We start from the raw sequence: 20,152 nt of genomic DNA, 5'->3' as shown, positions 1-20,152 counted from the left end.
GATAAATTTATTCGTAACGTTAATAACCCATGCCTTCCTTGAGAACATGGATGCGTTTCGCGTAATGCGTATTTAACCAACCTGAAAACCGTGACAAAAAACGTTTTGCTGCGTTGTATTCCTCCATAAAAAGATACAAGCCCATATTCCGTGTAGCTTATATCCCTTACGATACACTGAGCGCAAAGAGACGTCCTTCTCTTCCACCATCAAAAAAATTTATAAAAAAACTTGACCTGTATATTTAAAATATGAAAGCAAACTGCTGTCCAATAAACACCACTATTCCAGCAAATGAGAGATACGGTCCGAAAGAAATAGTGAGGTTATTTTTATTTAAATTATTTAATGTGAAATAACCCATAATACCGCTCAACGCTGCCGCAAGTTCAATTGAAGGCAGCGCCTGCCAGCCGCACCAGGCACCCAGGGCCGCCAGCAGCTTAAAATCGCCATATCCCAGCCCTTCCCGCCCGGTAATCAGACGGAATGCCCAGTAGAGCAGCCAGAGGGAGAGATAGCCCGCGACCGCACCGAACAGCGCATCGCGCAGCGGCATCTGGTGGTCAAACGCATGGAACAATAATCCTGCCCACAGCAGAGGCTGCGTCAGACAATCCGGCAGGAGCTGATGCCGCCAGTCAATCATTGCCAGGGGCAGCAAAAAAGCGGCCAGCAGCCACAGGGCGAAAAGGGACAGGATGTCTGGCATACACCAGGCGGTGATGCCGCAAAACAGCGCGGAAAAAAGTTCGATTAAAAATAGCCGCAAGGGGATAGCCGTTCTGCACTGGCGGCAGCGCCCGCGTAATACAAGCCAGCTGACCAGCGGGATATTCTCCCAGGCGGTCAGGCTGTGCTGGCACACCGGACAGTGCGACGCCGGAAAGAGCAGATTACCGCCCCTCTCCTCCTGCATCACCATGCCCGGCACGCGTTCGGCAACCACCCCAAGAAAGCTCCCGATAATACTGCCGAAGATCGCACTCATTACCGGGAACCCCACCGGGTAAACGTCCCGCATCAGCGCGAACGTGTTCATGCCTTTTTGCTCCAGGTGAGCTGGACTTCCGCTTTCACGTCGCTGAGGTGGTCGATCGGCGTGAGGTTCATTTTCTGCAGCCTGACGCCGGAGGTCTGGTTTATTTCCCGCAGCCAGCTCTTTAATTCATAGACATTTACGCGACTGACCACGAACGATAAGGTTTGCCCATCCTGACGCACGTCTGTCAGAGGCAAATGAATCTCCTGGGCGCTGTTCTCCACCACCGTGCGCGGATTATCCGTTTTGACAATCTGGACCTGAAGATGGTTTTTATCTATTTCACTGCGCATCCAGTTCAACGTCTCTTTTTGTCTGCTCAGCGTGGCCTTACTGTTCTGAATCATATTATCCAGCGGAACCATTCCCGCGTAATAAATAACCGCCCCCGCTATCGCGACGGCACATATTTTCAGAATAATTTTTTCCCTGGCACTGTAATTCTGGTAACGAGACTTAAGCTGCGTGATTCGCTCTTTCATTTATATTTCCCTGCGATCATGGCGGTATAAGGAGCTGAGGTCGAAACAGGCTGTAAGGTGAAATCAAAATATTCCCCCGCCTGGTTTACAAACGTCTGCAACGCGGATTGGCTTTGCGAACTGGCGCTCAGCGTTAGCGTGTTTTGCTGAGCATCGTATTCGAGCAGCGTGATCTCCAGCGCGGGTACGGCCTGCCTGGCTTTCTCCAGATCTTCCAGCTGCAGAAACACCCCTTTGCTCTGCTTTTTCATGTTTTGACCAAAGTGATATTTGATATTGGTCTGCTGGCGCATGCTCGGAAAATGGTGCTGATAAACCTGCAGGATCTCCTGCTGAATCTGATTTTCCTGCTGCACCAGCATCCAGGCCATGGCGACGCGCGGGCCCAGCAACAGGCCGAGAGAGAGCAGACCCGCCGCGGCAATTGCCGCTTTGATGCCCTTCGAGGCTTTCCCCGAGCCCGCTTTCGCGCTGAATTCGCCGTGCAGGAGCGTGACGCGGCAGGCTTGCCACTGGGGCTGGATCAGCACCAGCGGATGCTGCCAGGGCTGGGCGATGTCGACCGCGACGCCGGCAGGCGCTTCACCGTAGCAGCACACCTCCCCCTCTCCGGCCTTCTGCATCAGAAGCGGCAGCAGGCTCGCTTCCATCTCACTGGCAATATGCGGTGATAAACGCAGCCAGTAGCTGTCATCCAGGGCGACGAGGGTACTTCCGCCAGCCGTCACGGGCAGCAGCCAGGCATCCGGCAGCACCTGAATCACCTTTAACCCCGCCTCCTGACAGCGGTTTAACCACCCGCGCAGCAGATCGGCGTCTATCGCCACCGCATCCACTTCGGCACCTTTTTTGTTCAGCACCGTCCAGTGGAGATTATCCACGTCGCCAATCAGCGTCTCTTCCGCCATCCAGGAGAACGCCGTCGCCTGAGAGGCGACTTTTTTCGGCAGCGTAAAATGACGGAAGATCATGCTGCTGGCGGGCAGCAGCAGACAAACACGGGACGCCAGTGGATGGTCCGCCAGTGCGTCCAGGCTCTCCAGCGTCTCAACCTGCTGGCTGCCGGAGACACACCCCATAATTTTCCCGCCCTCGCGGTTATCGGGACGAACAAAAAGTACCTGTTTCATAGCGATCTACTTTTCTTATTCAATCATTCGGTAACGACGTTGCCACGTCACGATCTCACCGGCTTCGTTATTGACCTGAAGCTGGCTAACCACGCGAAGCGTTAATTCATCGGTATTGCCGGTATAGTTCACCCGGAAATACCGGCTGCTGATGGAGAGAAGCTCAGCCACCTGCGGGAGATCGTCTTTCAACTGCGGGAAGGTCTGCTCCAGCGCCTTGCTGAAGGTTTCCATATTTTCCCAGCCGGTTTCTGGACGCGAATCAATCAGGCGAACGGCGTCATCTTCCGTTAATTTTCCGGGGAACAGGGCGGCCAGTAAGGCGGCCTGCTCCGGTTTCAGGGTATTCACATCCACTTTGCTGGCAGAGTCCGGCAGCGCGCAGAGCAGCTTGCTCACCTTCGGGTATGCCGCTGCCGGGAACGCGGGCAGCTGTTTGATCTCAGCAATGGTGCGCATCATCTGGTTTGCGGGCTGGCGGGCAGGCACGACGCCGGCCCAGGCATCGCTCTCTGCACCGTCTTTGGCGGTCGTCGCGTCGCCATCGAGATAGTCCACCAGCTGTTGATACACCTCTTCCGCCGTAGTGTGACTGATGCCGCTTTCCGTCAGGATCTGTTCAACAATCTGCTCGTTACGCGGTTTTTCCGGCACCGCGGGCGCGTTTTGCCCCTGCGGTATTTTCTCTGCGGCCAGCAGGTTGTTGACGTTAAAGCAGTCCTGCGCGTCTTCCACCTGGCTGACCACCGTGTAATCTTCGCCCCGGGTTTCCAGCGGCTGATGCCAGTCGCCTTCAAGGTTCAGGGCCTTGTTTTCACCGCTGGCGTCGGCCTGCAGGCGGTCTTTCACCACCTTTTCCTGCGCCTGCATCGCCCTGCGCAGCTGCTGCTGGCTCACCTGGTAATGGGTTTTCTGCAGGTTGCGGCAGAACTGCTGGCTGATTTTGGCGGCCAGCGCCGACATCATGACCAGCAGGATCAGCACCACCAGCAGCGCGACCCCTTTTTGTTTACGTAATGCACTCATGATTTTGCTTCCGGTGCTGGTGCTGGTGCTGGTGCTGGCGCAGACGCAGCGGCGGGCGCAGCGGCGGGCGCAGCCGCTTCAGGCATATCGCCCGGGGTCGTGAAGACCCAGCGCCAGGTGTCACCGTTTTCCATGGTCAGCGTCAGCTCCACGCCGTCCGGCAGATGCGCCGCGTCGCTCCAGCTTTTCTGCCAGCCCTGACGGTAAAAACGCCACTGCAGGGATTTCACCTCGCTGACAATCGGCACCTCATCGGGTTTAACGTCCGCCGGGCCGTCAATCACCGGCCAGACGTCGCGATACAGACGCCCCTCTTCCAGCCGCCAGCGCACGCGCTCCAGCTGAACCGTTCCACTCACCCCGTTCAGGGTGGTCAGCTCAAGGGCATCGCCCTCCTGACGAAACAGTTCCGGCTCGTTACGCGGCGCGCGCGCCTGAAGCTGATAAAAATCGCGCTCCATCAGATTCCAGGCCCGCTGCAGCTGGTTGAGCTTTGCGGCGCTGGCATCCGTCGCCGAACTGGTGCGCATCGCGCCGTCCAGAATTTGCCAGGCCAGCGTGCTGATCACCGCGAAGATGGTCAGGGCAATCATGATCTCCAGCAGGGTAAATCCGCGCTGGCGTCGCGTTTTTTTCACTTGCTCTCTCCCGGCGGAATGATGTGCAGGGCAATAACCGGCTGGCTGTCGTCGCCTTCCGCGTAGACGCGGATCGCGTTCGCCCAGACGTTGTCGGCGGTTTTTACCCGCTGCTTACGCCAGTTCCAGCTGCGTCCGCCCATGATTTCCGTCCCCTGCTCCTCGGCGTCCGGGAAGTCGGTTTTCGTGAGCTGCGCTTCCGCCAGCTGATTTTCCGCCACCCAACTGGCCTGCAGCGTTTCGGCCAGACCGTGGGTGAAACGCACGTTCAGGGTGACGGAGTTCATCAGCGCCAACGCGGCGGTGGAGAAGATCACCAGCGCGACCATTACCTCCAGCAGCGTCATCCCCTTTTGCTTTTTATTGCCGTTAGCCATCGTTTTCTACCGATACCGGGGCCGCGCCTTGCGACACCACGCGGAAATGGTGCTGTTTGTCGTAGCTTTGCAGCGTCAGCGTGAAGCGGCTGATTTCGCCGTCCGGTAAAAAGAGCACCTGCGGGTCGGAGGTTACCGTGGCGGCAAGGCGCTGCGGCGAGAGCGAAACGTGCATCTCCTCCGGGAAATCGCCTTTGGTGGTAATTCGCCCCGCGGATAACGGCACCCAGCGACGTTCGCCATTTTTATCTTCGAGCGTCACCAGTTGATAGTTATCCGTGGTAATCACCAGCCCGACAATATTTCCGTCCATCACCGCACGGTCTGAACCATAATCAACGAGGGCTTTTAATTGCTGGCCAAATATATCCGCACCGCTGCGCGAAGGTATTGTTGACACTACCATCATGGCGCAGCTGGCAAATATCACCAGCGCCAGAATAATTTCCAGCAACGTAAAGCCGCGTTGTTTATTCATTATTTCTCTTTCTTGTCCAGAGACCAGTTCGTAATATCATCGGCGGTATTCGCTTCACCGTCCGGACCGGCTGAGAAGACGTCGACCGCGCCGTGCTCGCCCGGGCTCACCAGAATATAATCCCCACCCCACGGGTCCTGCGGCAGACGGCGGATATAGCCATCGGCGCGGTAGCCGTTCGGAATTGGCGCGATTTCAGGCTTGGTCACCAGCGCCTGCAGCCCCTGCTCTGTGGTCGGGTAGCGGTGGTTATCCAGCTTATACATATCCAGTGAACCTTCGAGCGCAACAATATCGCTGGTCGCTTTTTGTTCGTCCGCTTTCTCTTTATTCCCCATTAAGTTTGGCACTACCATACTCGCCAGAACGCCGAGAATAACAATCACCACCATTAATTCGAGCAACGTGAAGCCCGCCTGGCGCGCCAGGTTTTTACGTTTTAAAGCCATGATTTAACCTACCATATTATTAAGTTGCAGAAGCGGTTGTAATATTGACAGTACGATGAATAAAACAATCGTTGCCATGGATACCACCAGCGCCGGTTCAAATACCGACAGCGTTAATGTAATGCGATGCTGTAATGCCGATTCCTGGTTTTCCGCCGCGCGGTCCATTAAATTACCTAATTCCCCGCTCTCTTCGCCGGAGGCAATCATATACAGCATGGTCGGCGGGAATAATTTCGCCTGTTCAAGCGCCGCGTAAAGGGATGCCCCCTGGCGCACGGTATCCGCCGCCTGCTCCAGCACCTGCCGGGCGTAGAGGTTTTCGATACCGTCCATTGCGATATACATCCCCTCCAGCAGCGGCACACTGCTGGCCTGCAGAATGCTCAGGGTGCGGATATAGCGGGCGCTGTTGATGGCGCACACCAGCTTTTTAATCGGCGAACCGTTCACCAGCCAGCTGTTCCAGCGAAAGCGGTTTTTGACATTTCTGAGCCAGGTTTTAAAGCCGATAAAGCCGCCCCCCAGGATGCCCACAATATAGATGCCGTACGCCTGCAGGAAATCGCTCACCGCAATCAGCGTGCGGGTAGTGATCGGCAGCTGCTGCTTCATGTGGGTGAACTGCTCAATCACCTGCGGCACCACCGCCACCAGCAGAATGCTGATGACCGCGATGGCCACCACGGTCAGGGTGATCGGGTAGACCATCGCCTGCGTCAGCTTGCTCTTCATCTTCTGGCGCTGCTCGTTGTACTCCGCCAGCTTCTCCAGCACATCGCCCAGGTGGCCGGTCTTTTCACCGGCCATCACCAGCGTGCAGTAGAGCTTGTCGAAGGTGCGCGGAAACTGGCTGAAGGCGTCAAACAGCGTGTGCCCTTCCACCACCTTCTCGCGGATCTCCACCACCATCGCTGCCAGCTTTTTGTCTTCCGTCTGCTTAGAGATCGCCTTCAGCGCACTCTCCAGCGGCAGCGCGGCGTTGACCAACGTGGAAAGCTGGCGGGTAAACATCGACAGCACCGGCGTTGAGAGCTTTGCCCCGGTTTTTGCTTTTCCGGCGGACGCCGCTTCACGGGTTTCGGTGATGCTGACGGGCATCAGCTTTTGCTCGCGAAGCATCTGGCGAACCTGCTTTTGCCCCTCGGCCTGCAGCGTACCACGCTGGGTTTTCCCCGCGGCATCCGTCGCCGTCCAGGCGTAGAAGGCCATTACGCATCCCCCCCACGCTCGGCGGTGACGCGCATCACCTCTTCCAGAGAAGTCACGCCGCTAATCACCTTCAGCAGCCCGTTTTCACGCAGGCTGTAGGCCTGCTTAAAAAGCTGCGTTTCAATCGACATTTCGTCTTTATCTTCATGAATGGCGCGGCGCATGGTGCTGTCCACCACCAGGAACTCATGAATACCGGCCCGGCCCTGATAGCCGCTCTGGCGGCAGTGTTCACAGCCCACCGCGCGATAGATTGCTTTTGGCGGCGCGTCCATAAAGCTGAACAGCGCTTTTTCATTGGCGTCCAGCGGACTGGTGGTCCGGCAGTGCGTGCACAGCCGGCGCACCAGACGCTGGGCAATGACACCGAGCAACGATGATCCGATTAAAAACGACTCCAGCCCCATATCCCGCAGACGCGTAATCGCCCCTGCGGCGCTGTTGGTGTGCAGCGTAGACATGACCAGGTGACCGGTGAGCGACGCCTGCACCGCGATTTGCGCGGTTTCACCGTCGCGAATTTCCCCGATCATCACCACGTCCGGGTCCTGACGCAGAATGGCGCGCAGCCCGCGGGCAAAGGTCATGTCCACGCGCGGGTTAACCTGCGTCTGCCCCACCCCTTCCAGCTCGTATTCAATCGGGTCTTCGACGGTCAGGATGTTGCGTTCGTGACCGTTCAGCGCCGAAAGAATGGCGTACAGGGTGGTACTTTTACCGGAACCTGTCGGCCCGGTGACCAGGATAATGCCGTGCGGGCGGTCAATCAGCCCCTTTAACTTCTCCAGCTCTTCATCAATCAGCCCCAGCTTGTTGATGTCGGGCTTCAGATTGCTTTTATCGAGCAGACGCATGACCACGCGCTCGCCGTACTGGGACGGAATGGTCGAGACACGCACGTCAATCGCCTTGCGGCCAATGCGCAGGGAGATACGGCCATCCTGCGGCAGGCGCTTCTCGGCGATATCCAGCTTCGACATGACCTTGATACGCGACACCAGCAGCGGCGCGAGCTTGCGCGCCGGCTGAAGCACCGGGCGCAGCACGCCGTCGACGCGAAAGCGAATGCTCAGCGTGCGCTCAAAGGTTTCGATATGAATATCCGACGCGCCGTCTTTCACCGCCTCGCCGAGAATGGCGTTGATAAGGCGGATCACCGGCGAGTTTTCGTCGTTATCGAGCAGATCTTCGTTGTCCGGGATCTCCTCGGTTAACGCCATCAGGTCGATGTCCGCGTCCATGTCGTCTACCAGCTGCTGCGACACGCCGCTGCTCTGCTGCCAGATTTTGGCCAGCATCTCGTCAAACGCTTCCGGCGTCAGGGTGACCGGGACGAACGCGCGTCCCAGCACCCGGCGCACCTCCAGCAGTGCAAATGCCGGAGTGTCATCACGGATATAGACGTCATTGTTATAAAATAAAACGCCGTTATCTTTTGCGTAGCTGCTGCTACACAGAGTTTTACTCAGTTCGTCCACGTTGCCCCTCCGCCTTACTCTTTAAACGGATTGCGCGTCGCGCTGGTTTTCACCGGAGCGGTGTGGGTACTGGTGCTGGCAGACGGAAACGCGGGTAAAACGGCGTTATCCGCCGGTTCAAGAATGCCGAGCTTTTTCTCCTCCGCGCGCTGCATCTGGCGAACGCGGATCTGGTCATATTTCTCTTTCGACGCCGCGCTGTAGTTTTCGTCGTCACGCAGGACGGTGGTATGGATAAACACCATCAGGTTGCGCTTGGAGGTATCCTGCGAGGTGTAGCGGAACAGCTGCCCGACCAGCGGGATATCGCCCAGCAGCGGGACTTTGGAGACCGACTGTTTGGTGACGTTTTCCATCAGGCCGCCAAGCACCACCGTCTGACCGCTGTGCACCATCACTTCGTTATTGATGGTGCGGGTGTTGAAGGTTGGGCCGAGGCTGGCGTCTTCCGTTGCACTGTTGTCAACGCTGGACACTTCCTGCTCAATTTTCAGGTGGATCATGTCGCCATCGTTGATTTGCGGCACAATTTTCAGCTTGGTACCGACGGTCTTACGCTCAACGGAGTTAAAGACGTTGTCGCCGCTGGTGGTCTGCGAACCGGAAAGGACCGGCACGTCCTGGCCGACGTTAAACGACGCTTCTTTATTATCCAGCGTAACGACGCTTGGCGTGGAGAGAATGTCGTTTTTACCGTCGGTAGAGAGCGCGGTCATCAGGGCGCCGAAATCACCGTTAAAGAAGCCGGTCGCCAGGCCGGTGAAGCTCGCCCCCTTCATGGTACCGTTCTTAATCTGGCTGATTGGCAGGCCGGTGGAGCCGAACTGTACGCCACCGTGCTTGCCGGTCCACTGCACGCCGAGATCCAGGCCGTTGCCGTCCTGCACTTCAGCAATGATCGCTTCCACCAGCACCTGCGGACGACGAATATCCAGCTTGTCGATCACCTTCTCCAGGGAGTTCATCACGTTAGGCTGCGCGGTGATCACCAGGGAGTTGGTTGACTCGTCGGCGGTAATATTCAGATCCGTTGAGGCTCTCGCGGTTTTCGCTTTGGCGGTGCCCGGCTTGTCTTTCAGCTGCTCGCCAATCCCGGTGAGAACCGGAACCACTTTGGTGGCGCTGGCATATTTGAGATAGAAGACGCGGGTATTCCCCTCGTTGTTCTGCTCACGGTCCAGCTGATGAATAAGGGAACGGGTACGCGCGCGCGCGTCTTCCGGGCCGCTGATCACCAGGCTGTTGGTTTCGTCATCGGCCACCACTTTTGTGGCCAGCTGCGGTGCGTTCTGCCCTTTCTGCTCCTCGTTGTTGAGGTTATTCAGCATATCCGACAGATCTTTGGCGGAAGCAAAACGCAGCGGCACAATTTCGCGACGCTGAACACCGTTTTTATCGACGCGCTGCACCAGGTCAACCAGGCGGTTAACCACCGAGGCTTTACCGGTTAACAGCAGCACGTTGGACGGTTCGAAGTGGACCACGTTCCCGATACCGGTGGCATCGTTAAGCTGACGCAGCAGCGGGGCAAGCTCGCGCACCGGCACATTTTCCATGCGCACCACGCGGGTGATGATCTCATCGCCCTTGCCCGGGTTTTTGCTATCCGCCAGCGGCGCACCCGCGGTGCGGGCTACGCTTGAGCGCACCACTTTCACCATCCCGTTGTCCATCGGGATCACCGACAGACCATACAGATCCAGCACGCTCAGGAAGAACTGGTAATACTCATCTTCCGTCAGCACGTTATAGGTTCTGACCGACACCGTGCCCTGAACGGACGGGTCGACGAGAATGGTTTTGTTAAGATTGCGGCCTACCGTATCGATAAACTCGCGGATATCGGTATTTTTAAAGCTCGCGCTAAAGTTGGCTGCAAGCAGCGAACTGGAATATAACGACAATGCGGTCAGCGCCACGCACGCCCAAGGAAATTTCTTCATGTCTGTACACTTGTTAATTGTTTAGAACATTGACCCGAATATTTTCAAGGTGAGCGTGACGTCTGACGACGACCTCCGCTTCTTTCATTTTCGACCAGTTGGCAATAATACTTTTTGCCTTTGCTTCATCGGTCATATCGACAGAGTTAACTTCTACCGCCACATCGCCCTTTTGTAGCCCCGAATGGCTATAGAACGAGGAGGCATTCCTTGGATTAATGTTGTAGCCTTCCAGCTGGCCTTTTTCGATTAACGGTTTGAGCACCAGATAATCATCCAGATGCACGCTTTCCGCGCCTGCATCTTTCGTCGATTTGGTTACCGGGCCGCTGTCAACGCCGCCCTTAAAATAGTCAGGCTTATTTAACGCCAGTACCTGCGTAGCACCTTCGTAATTAACCACCACATTGTCTTTGTTAATTTCCTGAATAAACGCATCGTTGAAACCGGTCAGAGGCTCGCCTTCACGATAGCTCTTCTCCCCCCCCGGCGTTTTGATAACCGCGAAGGAAAGCCAGGCGTCATCGCTACGCACGATACCTTCTATCTCCGCTGCCAGCGGGGCTTTCGTCGCAGTCGGTAAGTTGTCCTGACGCACCGCAGCCGTGAAAAGGGTGAACTTTTTTTCTTCACGACGATTTTTCAGTGGCTGTTCATCAGATTTAGCCAATTCATTCGTAACTTTTTTATAATCTTTAAACGTCAGATAGCCTTGCTGGCCGCAAAAAATTAACAGCGCAAACATAATGCAAGGCGTTATCCACCGTGACAGAAATGAGAACCTCATTTTTCATCTGGCCTTTAACAAAGCGAAAATAAGCAGCGTCGTGCTGCGCCAATATGTGAGAAAATAGTAATTAGCTGCTGTAAATACGACCACTGACTTTGCCGCTAACTTTCATAAAGAAAAATATTGACCGTATAAAATCCAGATGTTAGGCATCATCCACTGGATATTTTTACCCTGCACGCAAATTGACCACCCTATAGCGTTGCTTTACTTTCTCGTCCTGTTGCTATTCCTAATCAGAGACGGTAAGTCGTTATGTATCAGAGCCACTTTCATTTTAAAAACCCGCCGTTCAGGGAGATCGCCCGCTCATCCGGGGATTTTCTGGTGCCCTATCATCAGGACGTGTTCAACCTGCTGAAAGAGAAAACCCAACAGGCGGGCGTGAGCGGTCTCTTTTGTGACGACGCCCGTTTGTTAGGTCAGTTCAGCCATGCGCTGAAAACCGCGACGCCCGGCGTTCTTGCCATCAACGCGTTTCCAAAACTGAGCGCCAGTAGCCTGCTGTACAAGCTCAACCCGGGAACGAAAGAGAACAAGAACCGGATTCAGGCGGTAGATGCGGTGCTGCAGCAGTGGCAGGGTGGGAAAGCCAGAACGAAAGTGCTGGTCATTACCCATACCGAAGCCATGAAAGAGAGCTGCCGCGAGGTGCTGGGTATGTTGCTCACGCGCGCCCAGGAGCTGGAGTTTCGCCTGGCCGTGGTGCTGATGGGCACGAAGGATCAGGACGCCGTTCTGATGCAGAAATCTGAACTGCGTGAATATGCACATACCCGTCACACGTTACGTCCCCTGACCTGCCGGGAATTTCTCAGCTATGTCCAGGCGCAGTGTGAAGAGCACGGGTGCGAGAGCTCGCCGCTTACGCCGGCGCGTGTGCGTAAGATGCACGCGCTGACCAAAGGGAATATCAGCAAGCTGAATGAACTGGCACACCTGTCAATGCTGGCCGCCTGGACCGAACGTGCGCTACAGGTCAGCCCTCGTCATTTACGCCTGGCGGCCGGTGAGAGCCTTCCTGCGAAAAAACACGGTAAGCGCCTGGCAACCGTGGGACTGTTCGCTTCCGTGCTGTTCGCCGCCTGCGGCTGGTATTTAACCTCCTCGATCACCGCAAAACTTCCCGTTCAACTGCCGGTGCCCGTCAGCTGGAAACAGCAGGCGCCAAAAGTTGAGGCGCCCGCGGTGCCGGTTATCGACAACGAAATGGTTAATCAGCCGGATGCGATGCACCAGCTTTACCTGATGTGGGGGTACGACGCCTCGGCGGATGACGCCCTGTGTCAAAACGCCGCGAAGGTGAACCTGATGTGTAAACAGGGCAACGCCTCGCCGGACGCGCTGGCACGAGAGGGTTATCCGTGGGTCAGCGAACTTAAAACCGGTGACCATCTTAACTACGCCGTGGTCGCCCGCGTTGGGGATACCTCTATCGACCTGCTGATGAACAACCGCACCTGGCAGGTAAGCCGCAGCTGGTTTAACCAGCATGCGACCGGGAACTTTACACAGCTGCACCGCCTGACGCCGGAAGGTAAAGACGCCATCAGTGCCGCCAGCGATGCGAAAGACATGAGCTGGCTGGATCAGCAGCTGAGCCTGGCTCTTGCCCAGCCTGAAACCCATGCTCAGACCTGGACGGCGGAGATGATGAAACGCACCCGCGAGTTCCAGCAAAAAATGAATCTGCACGTGGATGGCATTCCTGGGGAAGACACGCTGATGCAGCTCATGCGTGAAACCCATACCACGCCGAGCGTATTGCTCCAGGCCACATCAGACGCCAAAACGCAGGAGAAGCATTCCTAATGTCTACCATCTGTCTTGCGGCTCAGCGCAGCTACGTCACCGGGGAGGCGGTCTGGTTTTCATACCGCTTCCCCAGCCTGAGAAAAATTTGCGGTAATACCCTTTTATGGGCGTTAGGTTTGTGCGCCATGGTCATGGCAGGGTTGTACGCGCACGTTTACTGGAACCTGCGCCATCCTGTGCCGGAACCGGTTAAAGCGAGCGTCGCGAAACCCGAAACGCAGCTTTCAGAGATGCACTACGTGTATGTAAGTAAGCCGTTCCCGCATCCGCATCCGAAACCCGCGCCGGTACACGCTGATGTTCCCGCCATGCAGGATCTGCCCATCAACAGCGATGATGCTGACTGGCAGCAGGCACCTGACGGCGGCGTGCCGCACGATACCTCGCGGGATACTTTACCCGGAACCGAAGCGCACGATGCGGTACCCGCCAGCGCGAGCGGTGACGATGCCTCAATAACCGAATTATTTAAGCAGGCATTAAAAGAACAAGAGCAGGATTATTCGCAAGGCAAAATTCCCGCGCCGCCGGTTGACGAGACGCAGGATAATTCGCAGAAAGGTTCATTGCAGAAAGTGGATCCCCGGTCACCTTTGAGTAAGAAAGGAGACCGGCTGGAGTAGTTAATATTTTTCAGGCAACGTTGTCAGGTTAAGGAGTCGACCCTTTTCCACGACAATATACTGACCTTTTTTCAGATCGGAGAGGATTTTAATAATGGTACTGCGCGCCAGGTTGGTGTATTCCTGAATATAATCATAAATATTGATATCGCGCTGATGATGAACAATTAGATCGTTAATTTCGTACAAAAATTCACGTACGACAGAATAAGCACTGCGGGCAACCAGCACATCATCGCGTTTGCTCAGCATGCAAATGTACCAGGAGAGCACTTTGGTCAGTTCAGGCCATAAGTTTTTATCGGTCATCAGCTGCGCGAAGACCTCTTTTTTGATTGAGCGCACCACGGTGTTGGCGCGAACGAGGCCGTACATGTGGGTCGCGTTGTAGTACATAGCCGCGAGACCAAAAATGCACTGACCCGTTACCGTGAACATGCACAGCTCGTCGGATTCGCGTCGGAATTCCACTTCGCCGCTGACGATAACATGGATATATTGCGAATCAGACGTAGATATTTTTTGCCATTTCTTTAAGGTTTTCTCTTCAAAACCTGAGGTTGCAGAAATAATGGCTTCCATTTCATGTTGCGGACGTAATTTTTTTGCGTAGATGCTTAACATTGTTATACCCGATTTAAGATATGAAATTTTAAAGATGCAGGACCAAGGCAATAAAAGCCTTAATCTTCGAAAATTTTTCTGAAGATGTTCTCAAGGAGAAAAATTAAGAACTGAATGCGATATATTTATTTGCTGCATTAGTTAGCAAGCTATGTGTCTATCTTAAATCCGGATAATTTTAAGTCAATTAACTAAAAATGAATTGAGTTTGTACTTAAGATTAATCTGAAGGGTTTTCAGGAAAAACAACTGATTCGGGGTATTCCGAAGGATTACCCCTGCCCGTACTTCTCTAAAAGCGCTTCACCTATGGCCATCGTTTCAACATCAGCGATGCCGTTCCACAGGTCAGGCCTGAAGTGCATCTGGAATGCCATGATGATGCGTTTCTGCTGCGCCGGGGTACTGTTAACCGGCACGTCATAGCCATAGCGCGCAAGCACATCGAGCAACGCGACGGTATCTACCTGCTGAAAGCGCGGTCGTCCGTTTATATAGAACGCCACGCGCGCGGGATCGGGCCATGCACCTATCCCCTGCTGAGCCAGCTCCCGCCACGGGAACAGCGGGCCAGGATCGTCTTTGCGCTGCGGCGCAATGTCCGAATGGGCCACCACGTTTTCAGGCCTGATGCTGTAGCGGGCAATGATATCTTTCGCGAGCGGCACCAGCGCCGCAATCTGCGCAGGCTCAAACGGCGTAAAATGCTTCACCCCGGCCGTTTTCTGCCAGCCACGATTTTCCAGCTCAATGCCAACAGACGTATCATTGATGCGGTTGGTGCCGCGCCAGAAGCTGATGCCGGCATGCCAGGCCAGCTCGCTCTCCGGCACCAGCTGCCAGATGCGCGGCTTGCCGTCCGGTGCCGGGGGCTTCGCGGGGATCAGATAATGCGAGCTGACGTTTTTGTCGGTTAAGGTCGCAAGCGAGGTGTCGAAGTCATCGGCGGTATAGTGGATTACCAGCACCTTGATACGCGGATAGGCCGCCTGCGCCTGATGGCGCGTATCCAGCTCGTAGGTGCCTTTATCAACGATACCTTTTTCCGGGGCGCATCCTGCCAGCAACATCGCCAGCAGGAGCGTTGAAAGCGAACGCTTCATCGACGGGTTTTCACCGCCGTGCCGCTTACGCTCACCATCAGCATGCTGGAATCTTTGCCGACGGTTTCATAATCAATATCGATTCCCACAACGGCGTCCGCGCCCAGCGCTTTTGCCTGCTCGCCGAGCTCCTTAAACGCAATTTCTCGCGCTTTACGCAGCTCTTTTTCGTACGCGCCGGAGCGTCCACCGACGATGTCACGAATGCCGGCAAAGAAATCGCGGAAAATGTTCGCGCCGAGAATCGCTTCGCCGGTAACCACGCCGCAATACTCGGTGATGGTCTGTCCTTCCAGGGTTGGCGTTGTTGAAAACTGCATTCTTTTCTCCTTCTTTAGCGTTCAATGCCTTAGGCACAGCATTATCGGTTCGTTACGCTATGATTGAAAGGATAGTTAATAAATAAGGAAATCAACATGCGCTACTCTGCTTTAACACTTTTAGTGCCCTGCGCGCTGGTGCTCAGCGCCTGTACCACCACGGTCACGCCAGCCTTTAAGGATATCGGTACCCGCAGCGGCCCCTGCATCGACGGCGGCCCGAATACCGTGGCGCAACAATTTTATGATTACCGCATTCAGCATCGCGGGAATGACCTGACCGCCCTGCGCCCGTACCTGAGCGATAACCTGGCAAAACTGCTCAACGACGCCACCCGCGATCCGCAGCATAACGCTCTGCTGAAATCCGATCCGTTCTCCAGCCGCGCCACGCTGCCGGACAGCGCCGAGGTGGCCAGCGCGTCAACCATCCCGAACACCGATGCGCGGAACATTCCGCTGCGCGTGAAGCTGACCCAGGGAACCCAGACCTGGCAGGATGAAGTGCTGATGATCCGTGAAGGTCAGTGCTGGGCGGTGGACGACGTGCGCTACATCGGCGGCAGCGTTCATGCCCCGGCCGGCACGCTGCGCCAGTCGATTGAGAACCGCTAAATCATCAGTGATAAAAATGTTACCCCCGTAAAATGTCCGGCATTTCGTGCGGAATGCCGACATTTATACTCGCCGACCTTGCCGTTCGCTATTTTGTGCTATGTTTAAGAGGAAATACGGGTTATATTTAACTTTTAACGCAGAAATATTGCATAACTATTCTGTCAACGGTACTATCTGCGGCCTCAATTGCTATAGATTGCCTGGATGAGTAAAGACTGCCCCGATGAGTATTAAACTAAACGGCATTAACTGCTTCTACGGCGCACACCAGGCGCTGTTTGACATCACGCTGAACTGCCCGGAAGGCGAAACGCTGGTTTTACTTGGCCCAAGCGGTGCAGGCAAAAGCTCCCTTCTGCGCGTCCTTAATCTGCTTGAAATGCCCCGTTCCGGTACGCTGGCTATCGCCGGTAACCATTTTGATTTCGCGAAAACCCCGTCAGATAAAGCGATTCGCGAGCTGCGTCAAAACGTCGGCATGGTCTTCCAGCAATACAATCTCTGGCCGCATCTGACCGTCCTGCAAAACCTGATTGAAGCCCCGTGCCGCGTGCTGGGGTTAAGCAAGGAGCAGGCCATCGCGCGTGCCGAAAAGCTGCTGGAGCGTCTGCGCCTTAAGCCCTACAGCGACCGCTATCCTCTGCACCTCTCCGGGGGTCAGCAGCAGCGCGTAGCCATTGCCCGCGCGCTGATGATGGAGCCTGCGGTACTGCTGTTTGATGAACCGACCGCGGCGCTGGACCCGGAAATCACAGCCCAGATCGTGAGCATTATTCGCGAGCTGGCGGAAACCAATATCACGCAGGTCATCGTTACCCACGAAGTGGAAGTGGCGCGTAAAACCGCCAGCCGTGTGGTCTACATGGAAAACGGGTACATCGTTGAGCAAGGTGACGCGAGCTGCTTCGCGAACCCGCAAACCGATGCCTTCAAAAACTATTTATCTCATTGATTGTGTCAGGGGAAATATAATGAAAAAAGTATTACTTGCCGTGCTGCTTGCTGGCGTTACCCTTTCCGCTACCGCAGCCCAGACCATTCGTTTCGCCACGGAAGCCTCTTACCCTCCGTTTGAGTCCATTGATGCGAACAACAAAATTGTTGGCTTCGACGTAGACCTGGCAAACGCCCTGTGTAAAGAGATCGATGCAACCTGTACCTTCAGCAACCAGGCGTTCGACAGCCTGATCCCAAGCCTGAAGTTCCGCCGTATTGACGCCGTCATGGCCGGTATGGACATCACCCCGGAGCGTGAAAAGCAGGTGCTGTTCACCACCCCTTACTACGACAACTCCGCCCTGTTTATTGGTCAGAAAGGTAAATTCACCTCTGTCGATCAGCTAAAAGGCAAAAAAGTGGGCGTGCAGAACGGCACCACGCACCAGAAATTCATCATGGATAAACACCCGGAAATCACCACCGTTCCGTATGACAGCTACCAGAACGCGAAGCTGGATCTGCAAAATGGCCGTATCGACGGTGTATTTGGTGATACCGCTGTCGTGACCGAGTGGCTGAAAGCCAACGACAAACTGGCGCCAGTGGGCGACAAAGTGACCGATAAGGATTATTTCGGTACCGGTCTGGGGATTGCCGTTCGTCAGGGCAACACCGAGCTGCAGCAGAAATTCAACGCTGCGCTGGAAAAAGTGAAGAAAGACGGCACCTACGAAACCATCTACAAAAAATGGTTCCAGAAGTAATTCCTGATGAATGAAATATTTCCTTTAGCAAGCGCCGCCGGGATGACCGTCGGCCTTGCCGTTTGCGCACTGATTATCGGCCTCGTGCTGGCGATGTTCTTTGCGGTGTGGGAATCCGCGAAATGGTTCCCCGTCGCCTGGACAGGCTCCGCGCTGGTCACCGTGCTGCGTGGGCTACCGGAAATTCTGGTGGTCCTGTTCATCTATTTCGGCTCCTCGCAGCTGCTGCTCACGCTGTCGGACGGCTTCACCCTCAATCTTGGCTTTACGCAGATCCCGGTGCAGATGCAGATTGAAAACTTCGACGTCAGCCCGTTCCTGTGCGGCGTGATTGCCCTCTCCCTGCTCTACTCCGCGTACGCGTCGCAAACCCTGCGCGGTGCGCTGAAGGCCGTACCGCAGGGGCAGTGGGAGTCCGGTCAGGCGTTAGGCCTGTCGAAATCAGCCATCTTCTTCCGTCTGGTGATGCCGCAGATGTGGCGTCACGCCCTGCCGGGGCTGGGTAACCAGTGGCTGGTATTGCTGAAAGATACCGCGCTGGTGAGCCTGATCAGCGTTAACGATTTAATGCTGCAAACCAAAAGCATCGCCACCCGTACCCAGGAGCCTTTTACGTGGTACATCGTGGCGGCGGCTATCTACCTGGTGATCACGTTGCTCAGTCAGTACATCCTCAAGCGTATTGACCTGCGTGCGACGCGCTTTGAACGGAGACCAGGCTGATGCTTGAATATTTCCCCGAGCTGATGAAAGGGCTGCACACCAGCCTGACGCTGACCGTGGCGTCCATTATCGTGGCGCTGATCCTGGCCCTTATCTTCACCATCGTCCTGACGCTGAAAACGCCGGTGCTGGTGTGGATCGTGCGCGGCTATATCACCCTGTTTACCGGTACGCCGCTGCTGGTGCAGATCTTCCTGATTTACTACGGCCCGGGCCAGTTCCCGTCGCTGCAGGAGTATCCGGTTATCTGGCACCTGCTCTCTGAGCCGTGGCTGTGCGCCCTGATTGCCCTTTCGTTGAACAGTGCGGCCTATACCACGCAGCTGTTCTTTGGTGCGATCCGCGCCATCCCGGAAGGACAATGGCAGTCCTGCGGGGCGCTGGGCATGAGCAAGAAAGACACGCTGGCAATCCTGCTGCCGTACGCCTTTAAGCGCGCACTCTCCTCCTACTCCAACGAAGTGGTGCTGGTGTTCAAGAGTACCTCTCTGGCCTACACCATCACCCTGATGGAAGTTATGGGTCACGGGCAGCTGCTGTACGGGCGCACCTATGACGTGATGGTGTTCGGCGCAGCCGGCGTGGTCTATCTGGTGGTAAACGGCCTGCTGACGCTGATGATGCGCCTGATTGAGCGTAAAGCGTTAGCATTTGAGCGCAGAAATTAACCACGCGAGTGCATAAAACGATATTCACAGAGCGGGTAACCTGATGGGTTATCCGCTTTTTTTTGTCATGAAAATAATATTTAATCATTTTTATTGCATATAAATTCATTAAATGGCATTGTACATCCATGCCGCAGACACGGCGCATAAATAAGACAGACGGGAGCATTACAATGAAAAAGTTAGTTCTGGCCGCACTACTGGCAACCTTCGCCGCTGGCGCATCCGCTGCTGATAAAATCAATTTTGGCGTTTCGGCGACTTATCCGCCGTTTGAATCGCTGGATGCCAGCAACCAGATCGTCGGTTTCGATATCGACCTGGCGAAAGCGCTGTGCAAGCAGATGCAGGCCAACTGCACCTTTACCAACCACGCATTTGACAGCCTGATCCCGTCGCTGAAATTCAAAAAATACGATGCGGTGATCTCCGGGATGGACATCACGCCGGAGCGCAGCAAGCAGGTGGCATTTACCGACCCGTACTACGCCAACTCGGCGGTAGTGATTGCGAAGAAAGGGGCGTACAAGTCCTTCGACGAGCTGAAAGGCAAACGCATCGGGATGGAAAACGGCACCACGCACCAGAAATACCTGCAGGACAAGCATCCTGAAGTGAAGACCGTGGCCTATGACAGCTACCAGAACGCGATTATCGACCTGAAAAACGGCCGTATTGATGGCGTATTCGGCGACACCGCCGTGGTGAACGAATGGCTGAAAACCAATCCGCAGCTGGGTACGGCGACCGAGAAAGTCACCGACCCGCAGTACTTCGGCACGGGCCTCGGCATCGCGGTACGTCCGGATAACAAGGCCCTGCTGGAAAAACTGAACGGCGCGCTGAAGGCAATTAAAGCGGACGGCACGTATCAGAAAATCAGCGACCAGTGGTTCCCGCAGTAATCTCT

23 protein-coding genes are annotated in these 20,152 nt (G+C 55.3%); 8 read left to right on the top strand and 15 right to left on the bottom strand.

The annotated features are described in order from the left end of the window. Positions 1–244: 244 nt before the first annotated feature. Genes ACR42C_RS07680 through gspC form a run of 12 tightly spaced genes read right to left on the bottom strand, consistent with a single transcriptional unit; the run spans position 245 to position 11,000 of the window. Positions 245–1,042: a prepilin peptidase gene (locus tag ACR42C_RS07680; RefSeq protein ID WP_479984962.1), complete on the bottom strand. Its 798-nt coding sequence runs from the start codon at positions 1,040–1,042 to the stop codon at positions 245–247. After that, positions 1,039–1,524, bottom strand: a complete 486-nt coding sequence (locus tag ACR42C_RS07675; RefSeq protein WP_320720602.1) for a type II secretion system protein M — start codon at positions 1,522–1,524, stop codon at positions 1,039–1,041. Before ACR42C_RS07675 ends, ACR42C_RS07680 begins: the two co-directional genes overlap by 4 nt. Next, entirely contained in the window at positions 1,521–2,654 is a 1,134-nt protein-coding gene (gene gspL / locus ACR42C_RS07670; RefSeq protein ID WP_320720603.1) for a type II secretion system protein GspL, read from the bottom strand. The genes ACR42C_RS07675 and gspL overlap by 4 nt, the downstream gene beginning before the upstream one ends. A gap of 15 nt (positions 2,655–2,669) precedes the next feature. Beyond that, entirely contained in the window at positions 2,670–3,680 is a 1,011-nt protein-coding gene (gspK, locus tag ACR42C_RS07665; protein ID WP_479984961.1) for a type II secretion system minor pseudopilin GspK, read from the bottom strand. Beyond that, positions 3,677–4,318 carry a type II secretion system minor pseudopilin GspJ gene (gspJ, locus tag ACR42C_RS07660; RefSeq protein WP_479984960.1) on the bottom strand — a complete coding sequence of 214 codons (642 nt, stop codon included), beginning with the start codon at positions 4,316–4,318 and terminating at the stop codon, positions 3,677–3,679. The genes gspK and gspJ overlap by 4 nt, the downstream gene beginning before the upstream one ends. Then, the gene (gene gspI / locus ACR42C_RS07655; protein ID WP_116341024.1) at positions 4,315–4,695 is read right to left on the bottom strand and encodes a type II secretion system minor pseudopilin GspI; all 381 of its coding nucleotides are present in this window, start codon (positions 4,693–4,695) and stop codon (positions 4,315–4,317) included. Before gspI ends, gspJ begins: the two co-directional genes overlap by 4 nt. Beyond that, positions 4,688–5,173 carry a type II secretion system minor pseudopilin GspH gene (gene gspH / locus ACR42C_RS07650; RefSeq protein ID WP_166710593.1) on the bottom strand — a complete coding sequence of 162 codons (486 nt, stop codon included), beginning with the start codon at positions 5,171–5,173 and terminating at the stop codon, positions 4,688–4,690. The genes gspI and gspH overlap by 8 nt, the downstream gene beginning before the upstream one ends. Further along, a complete protein-coding gene (gene gspG / locus ACR42C_RS07645; RefSeq protein ID WP_006809430.1) occupies positions 5,173–5,622 on the bottom strand; it encodes a type II secretion system major pseudopilin GspG in 450 nt (149 codons plus the stop codon). The genes gspH and gspG overlap by 1 nt, the downstream gene beginning before the upstream one ends. 3 nt (positions 5,623–5,625) lie before the next feature. Further along, positions 5,626–6,834: a type II secretion system inner membrane protein GspF gene (gspF, locus tag ACR42C_RS07640; RefSeq protein WP_166710589.1), complete on the bottom strand. Its 1,209-nt coding sequence runs from the start codon at positions 6,832–6,834 to the stop codon at positions 5,626–5,628. Beyond that, complete coding sequence (gene gspE, locus ACR42C_RS07635; RefSeq protein ID WP_006809432.1) at positions 6,834–8,312, bottom strand: type II secretion system ATPase GspE; 1,479 nt, start codon at positions 8,310–8,312, stop codon at positions 6,834–6,836. Before gspE ends, gspF begins: the two co-directional genes overlap by 1 nt. Positions 8,313–8,326: 14 nt before the next feature. After that, complete coding sequence (gene gspD, locus ACR42C_RS07630; protein WP_479984959.1) at positions 8,327–10,255, bottom strand: type II secretion system secretin GspD; 1,929 nt, start codon at positions 10,253–10,255, stop codon at positions 8,327–8,329. Positions 10,256–10,268: 13 nt separating this feature from the next. After that, the gene (gene gspC / locus ACR42C_RS07625) at positions 10,269–11,000 is read right to left on the bottom strand and encodes a type II secretion system protein GspC (protein WP_479984958.1); all 732 of its coding nucleotides are present in this window, start codon (positions 10,998–11,000) and stop codon (positions 10,269–10,271) included. Between the two features lie 300 nt (positions 11,001–11,300). On the opposite strand from gspC, the gene ACR42C_RS07620 reads away from it, so the two are divergent. Both ACR42C_RS07620 and ACR42C_RS07615 read left to right on the top strand, forming a co-directional pair. Further along, the gene (locus tag ACR42C_RS07620; RefSeq protein ID WP_479984957.1) at positions 11,301–12,857 is read left to right on the top strand and encodes an ExeA family protein; all 1,557 of its coding nucleotides are present in this window, start codon (positions 11,301–11,303) and stop codon (positions 12,855–12,857) included. Next, positions 12,857–13,483: a hypothetical protein gene (locus ACR42C_RS07615; RefSeq protein WP_479984956.1), complete on the top strand. Its 627-nt coding sequence runs from the start codon at positions 12,857–12,859 to the stop codon at positions 13,481–13,483. The genes ACR42C_RS07620 and ACR42C_RS07615 overlap by 1 nt, the downstream gene beginning before the upstream one ends. Here the strand turns inward: ACR42C_RS07615 and ACR42C_RS07610 are convergent, their stop codons facing one another. The 3 genes from ACR42C_RS07610 to ACR42C_RS07600 form a co-directional block, all read right to left on the bottom strand. Further along, the gene (locus tag ACR42C_RS07610; RefSeq protein ID WP_316380018.1) at positions 13,484–14,107 is read right to left on the bottom strand and encodes a helix-turn-helix domain-containing protein; all 624 of its coding nucleotides are present in this window, start codon (positions 14,105–14,107) and stop codon (positions 13,484–13,486) included. Positions 14,108–14,379: 272 nt separating this feature from the next. After that, on the bottom strand, positions 14,380–15,210 hold the full coding sequence (locus ACR42C_RS07605) for an N-acetylmuramoyl-L-alanine amidase (protein WP_479984955.1): 831 nt from the start codon (positions 15,208–15,210) through the stop codon (positions 14,380–14,382). Next, positions 15,207–15,530: a heavy metal-binding domain-containing protein gene (locus ACR42C_RS07600; protein WP_028012516.1), complete on the bottom strand. Its 324-nt coding sequence runs from the start codon at positions 15,528–15,530 to the stop codon at positions 15,207–15,209. Before ACR42C_RS07600 ends, ACR42C_RS07605 begins: the two co-directional genes overlap by 4 nt. A 96-nt stretch (positions 15,531–15,626) precedes the next feature. Here ACR42C_RS07600 and ACR42C_RS07595 point away from each other — a divergent pair, with 96 nt between their 5' ends. From ACR42C_RS07595 to artJ, 6 genes are all read left to right on the top strand, one after another. Beyond that, positions 15,627–16,145: a lipoprotein gene (locus ACR42C_RS07595; protein ID WP_479984954.1), complete on the top strand. Its 519-nt coding sequence runs from the start codon at positions 15,627–15,629 to the stop codon at positions 16,143–16,145. 226 nt (positions 16,146–16,371) lie between these two features. Further along, positions 16,372–17,100, top strand: a complete 729-nt coding sequence (artP, locus tag ACR42C_RS07590; protein WP_116341046.1) for an arginine ABC transporter ATP-binding protein ArtP — start codon at positions 16,372–16,374, stop codon at positions 17,098–17,100. 19 nt (positions 17,101–17,119) lie between these two features. Then, the gene (artI, locus tag ACR42C_RS07585) at positions 17,120–17,851 is read left to right on the top strand and encodes an arginine ABC transporter substrate-binding protein ArtI (protein WP_008500032.1); all 732 of its coding nucleotides are present in this window, start codon (positions 17,120–17,122) and stop codon (positions 17,849–17,851) included. 6 nt (positions 17,852–17,857) lie between these two features. Further along, positions 17,858–18,574: an arginine ABC transporter permease ArtQ gene (gene artQ, locus ACR42C_RS07580; RefSeq protein ID WP_166710581.1), complete on the top strand. Its 717-nt coding sequence runs from the start codon at positions 17,858–17,860 to the stop codon at positions 18,572–18,574. After that, the gene (artM, locus tag ACR42C_RS07575; RefSeq protein ID WP_163330820.1) at positions 18,574–19,242 is read left to right on the top strand and encodes an arginine ABC transporter permease ArtM; all 669 of its coding nucleotides are present in this window, start codon (positions 18,574–18,576) and stop codon (positions 19,240–19,242) included. The genes artQ and artM overlap by 1 nt, the downstream gene beginning before the upstream one ends. Positions 19,243–19,415: 173 nt before the next feature. Further along, entirely contained in the window at positions 19,416–20,147 is a 732-nt protein-coding gene (gene artJ / locus ACR42C_RS07570; protein ID WP_479984953.1) for an arginine ABC transporter substrate-binding protein ArtJ, read from the top strand. Positions 20,148–20,152 lie beyond the last annotated feature (5 nt).

This window comes from Enterobacter sp. MG-EB028 (genome assembly GCF_056673305.1).
This window is presented reverse-complemented; position numbering and strand designations above follow the sequence as displayed.

Coding starts and splice junctions, on each gene's coding strand:
- ACR42C_RS07680 (WP_479984962.1), bottom strand. CDS start 1,042: ATGAACACGTTCGCGCTGATGCGGGACGTTTACCCGGTGGGGTTCCCG.
- ACR42C_RS07675 (WP_320720602.1), bottom strand. CDS start 1,524: ATGAAAGAGCGAATCACGCAGCTTAAGTCTCGTTACCAGAATTACAGT.
- gspL (WP_320720603.1), bottom strand. CDS start 2,654: ATGAAACAGGTACTTTTTGTTCGTCCCGATAACCGCGAGGGCGGGAAA.
- gspK (WP_479984961.1), bottom strand. CDS start 3,680: ATGAGTGCATTACGTAAACAAAAAGGGGTCGCGCTGCTGGTGGTGCTG.
- gspI (WP_116341024.1), bottom strand. CDS start 4,695: ATGGCTAACGGCAATAAAAAGCAAAAGGGGATGACGCTGCTGGAGGTA.
- gspH (WP_166710593.1), bottom strand. CDS start 5,173: ATGAATAAACAACGCGGCTTTACGTTGCTGGAAATTATTCTGGCGCTG.
- gspG (WP_006809430.1), bottom strand. CDS start 5,622: ATGGCTTTAAAACGTAAAAACCTGGCGCGCCAGGCGGGCTTCACGTTG.
- gspF (WP_166710589.1), bottom strand. CDS start 6,834: ATGGCCTTCTACGCCTGGACGGCGACGGATGCCGCGGGGAAAACCCAG.
- gspD (WP_479984959.1), bottom strand. CDS start 10,255: ATGAAGAAATTTCCTTGGGCGTGCGTGGCGCTGACCGCATTGTCGTTA.
- gspC (WP_479984958.1), bottom strand. CDS start 11,000: ATGTTTGCGCTGTTAATTTTTTGCGGCCAGCAAGGCTATCTGACGTTT.
- ACR42C_RS07620 (WP_479984957.1), top strand. CDS start 11,301: ATGTATCAGAGCCACTTTCATTTTAAAAACCCGCCGTTCAGGGAGATC.
- ACR42C_RS07615 (WP_479984956.1), top strand. CDS start 12,857: ATGTCTACCATCTGTCTTGCGGCTCAGCGCAGCTACGTCACCGGGGAG.
- ACR42C_RS07610 (WP_316380018.1), bottom strand. CDS start 14,107: ATGTTAAGCATCTACGCAAAAAAATTACGTCCGCAACATGAAATGGAA.
- ACR42C_RS07605 (WP_479984955.1), bottom strand. CDS start 15,210: ATGAAGCGTTCGCTTTCAACGCTCCTGCTGGCGATGTTGCTGGCAGGA.
- ACR42C_RS07600 (WP_028012516.1), bottom strand. CDS start 15,530: ATGCAGTTTTCAACAACGCCAACCCTGGAAGGACAGACCATCACCGAG.
- ACR42C_RS07595 (WP_479984954.1), top strand. CDS start 15,627: ATGCGCTACTCTGCTTTAACACTTTTAGTGCCCTGCGCGCTGGTGCTC.
- artP (WP_116341046.1), top strand. CDS start 16,372: ATGAGTATTAAACTAAACGGCATTAACTGCTTCTACGGCGCACACCAG.
- artI (WP_008500032.1), top strand. CDS start 17,120: ATGAAAAAAGTATTACTTGCCGTGCTGCTTGCTGGCGTTACCCTTTCC.
- artQ (WP_166710581.1), top strand. CDS start 17,858: ATGAATGAAATATTTCCTTTAGCAAGCGCCGCCGGGATGACCGTCGGC.
- artM (WP_163330820.1), top strand. CDS start 18,574: ATGCTTGAATATTTCCCCGAGCTGATGAAAGGGCTGCACACCAGCCTG.
- artJ (WP_479984953.1), top strand. CDS start 19,416: ATGAAAAAGTTAGTTCTGGCCGCACTACTGGCAACCTTCGCCGCTGGC.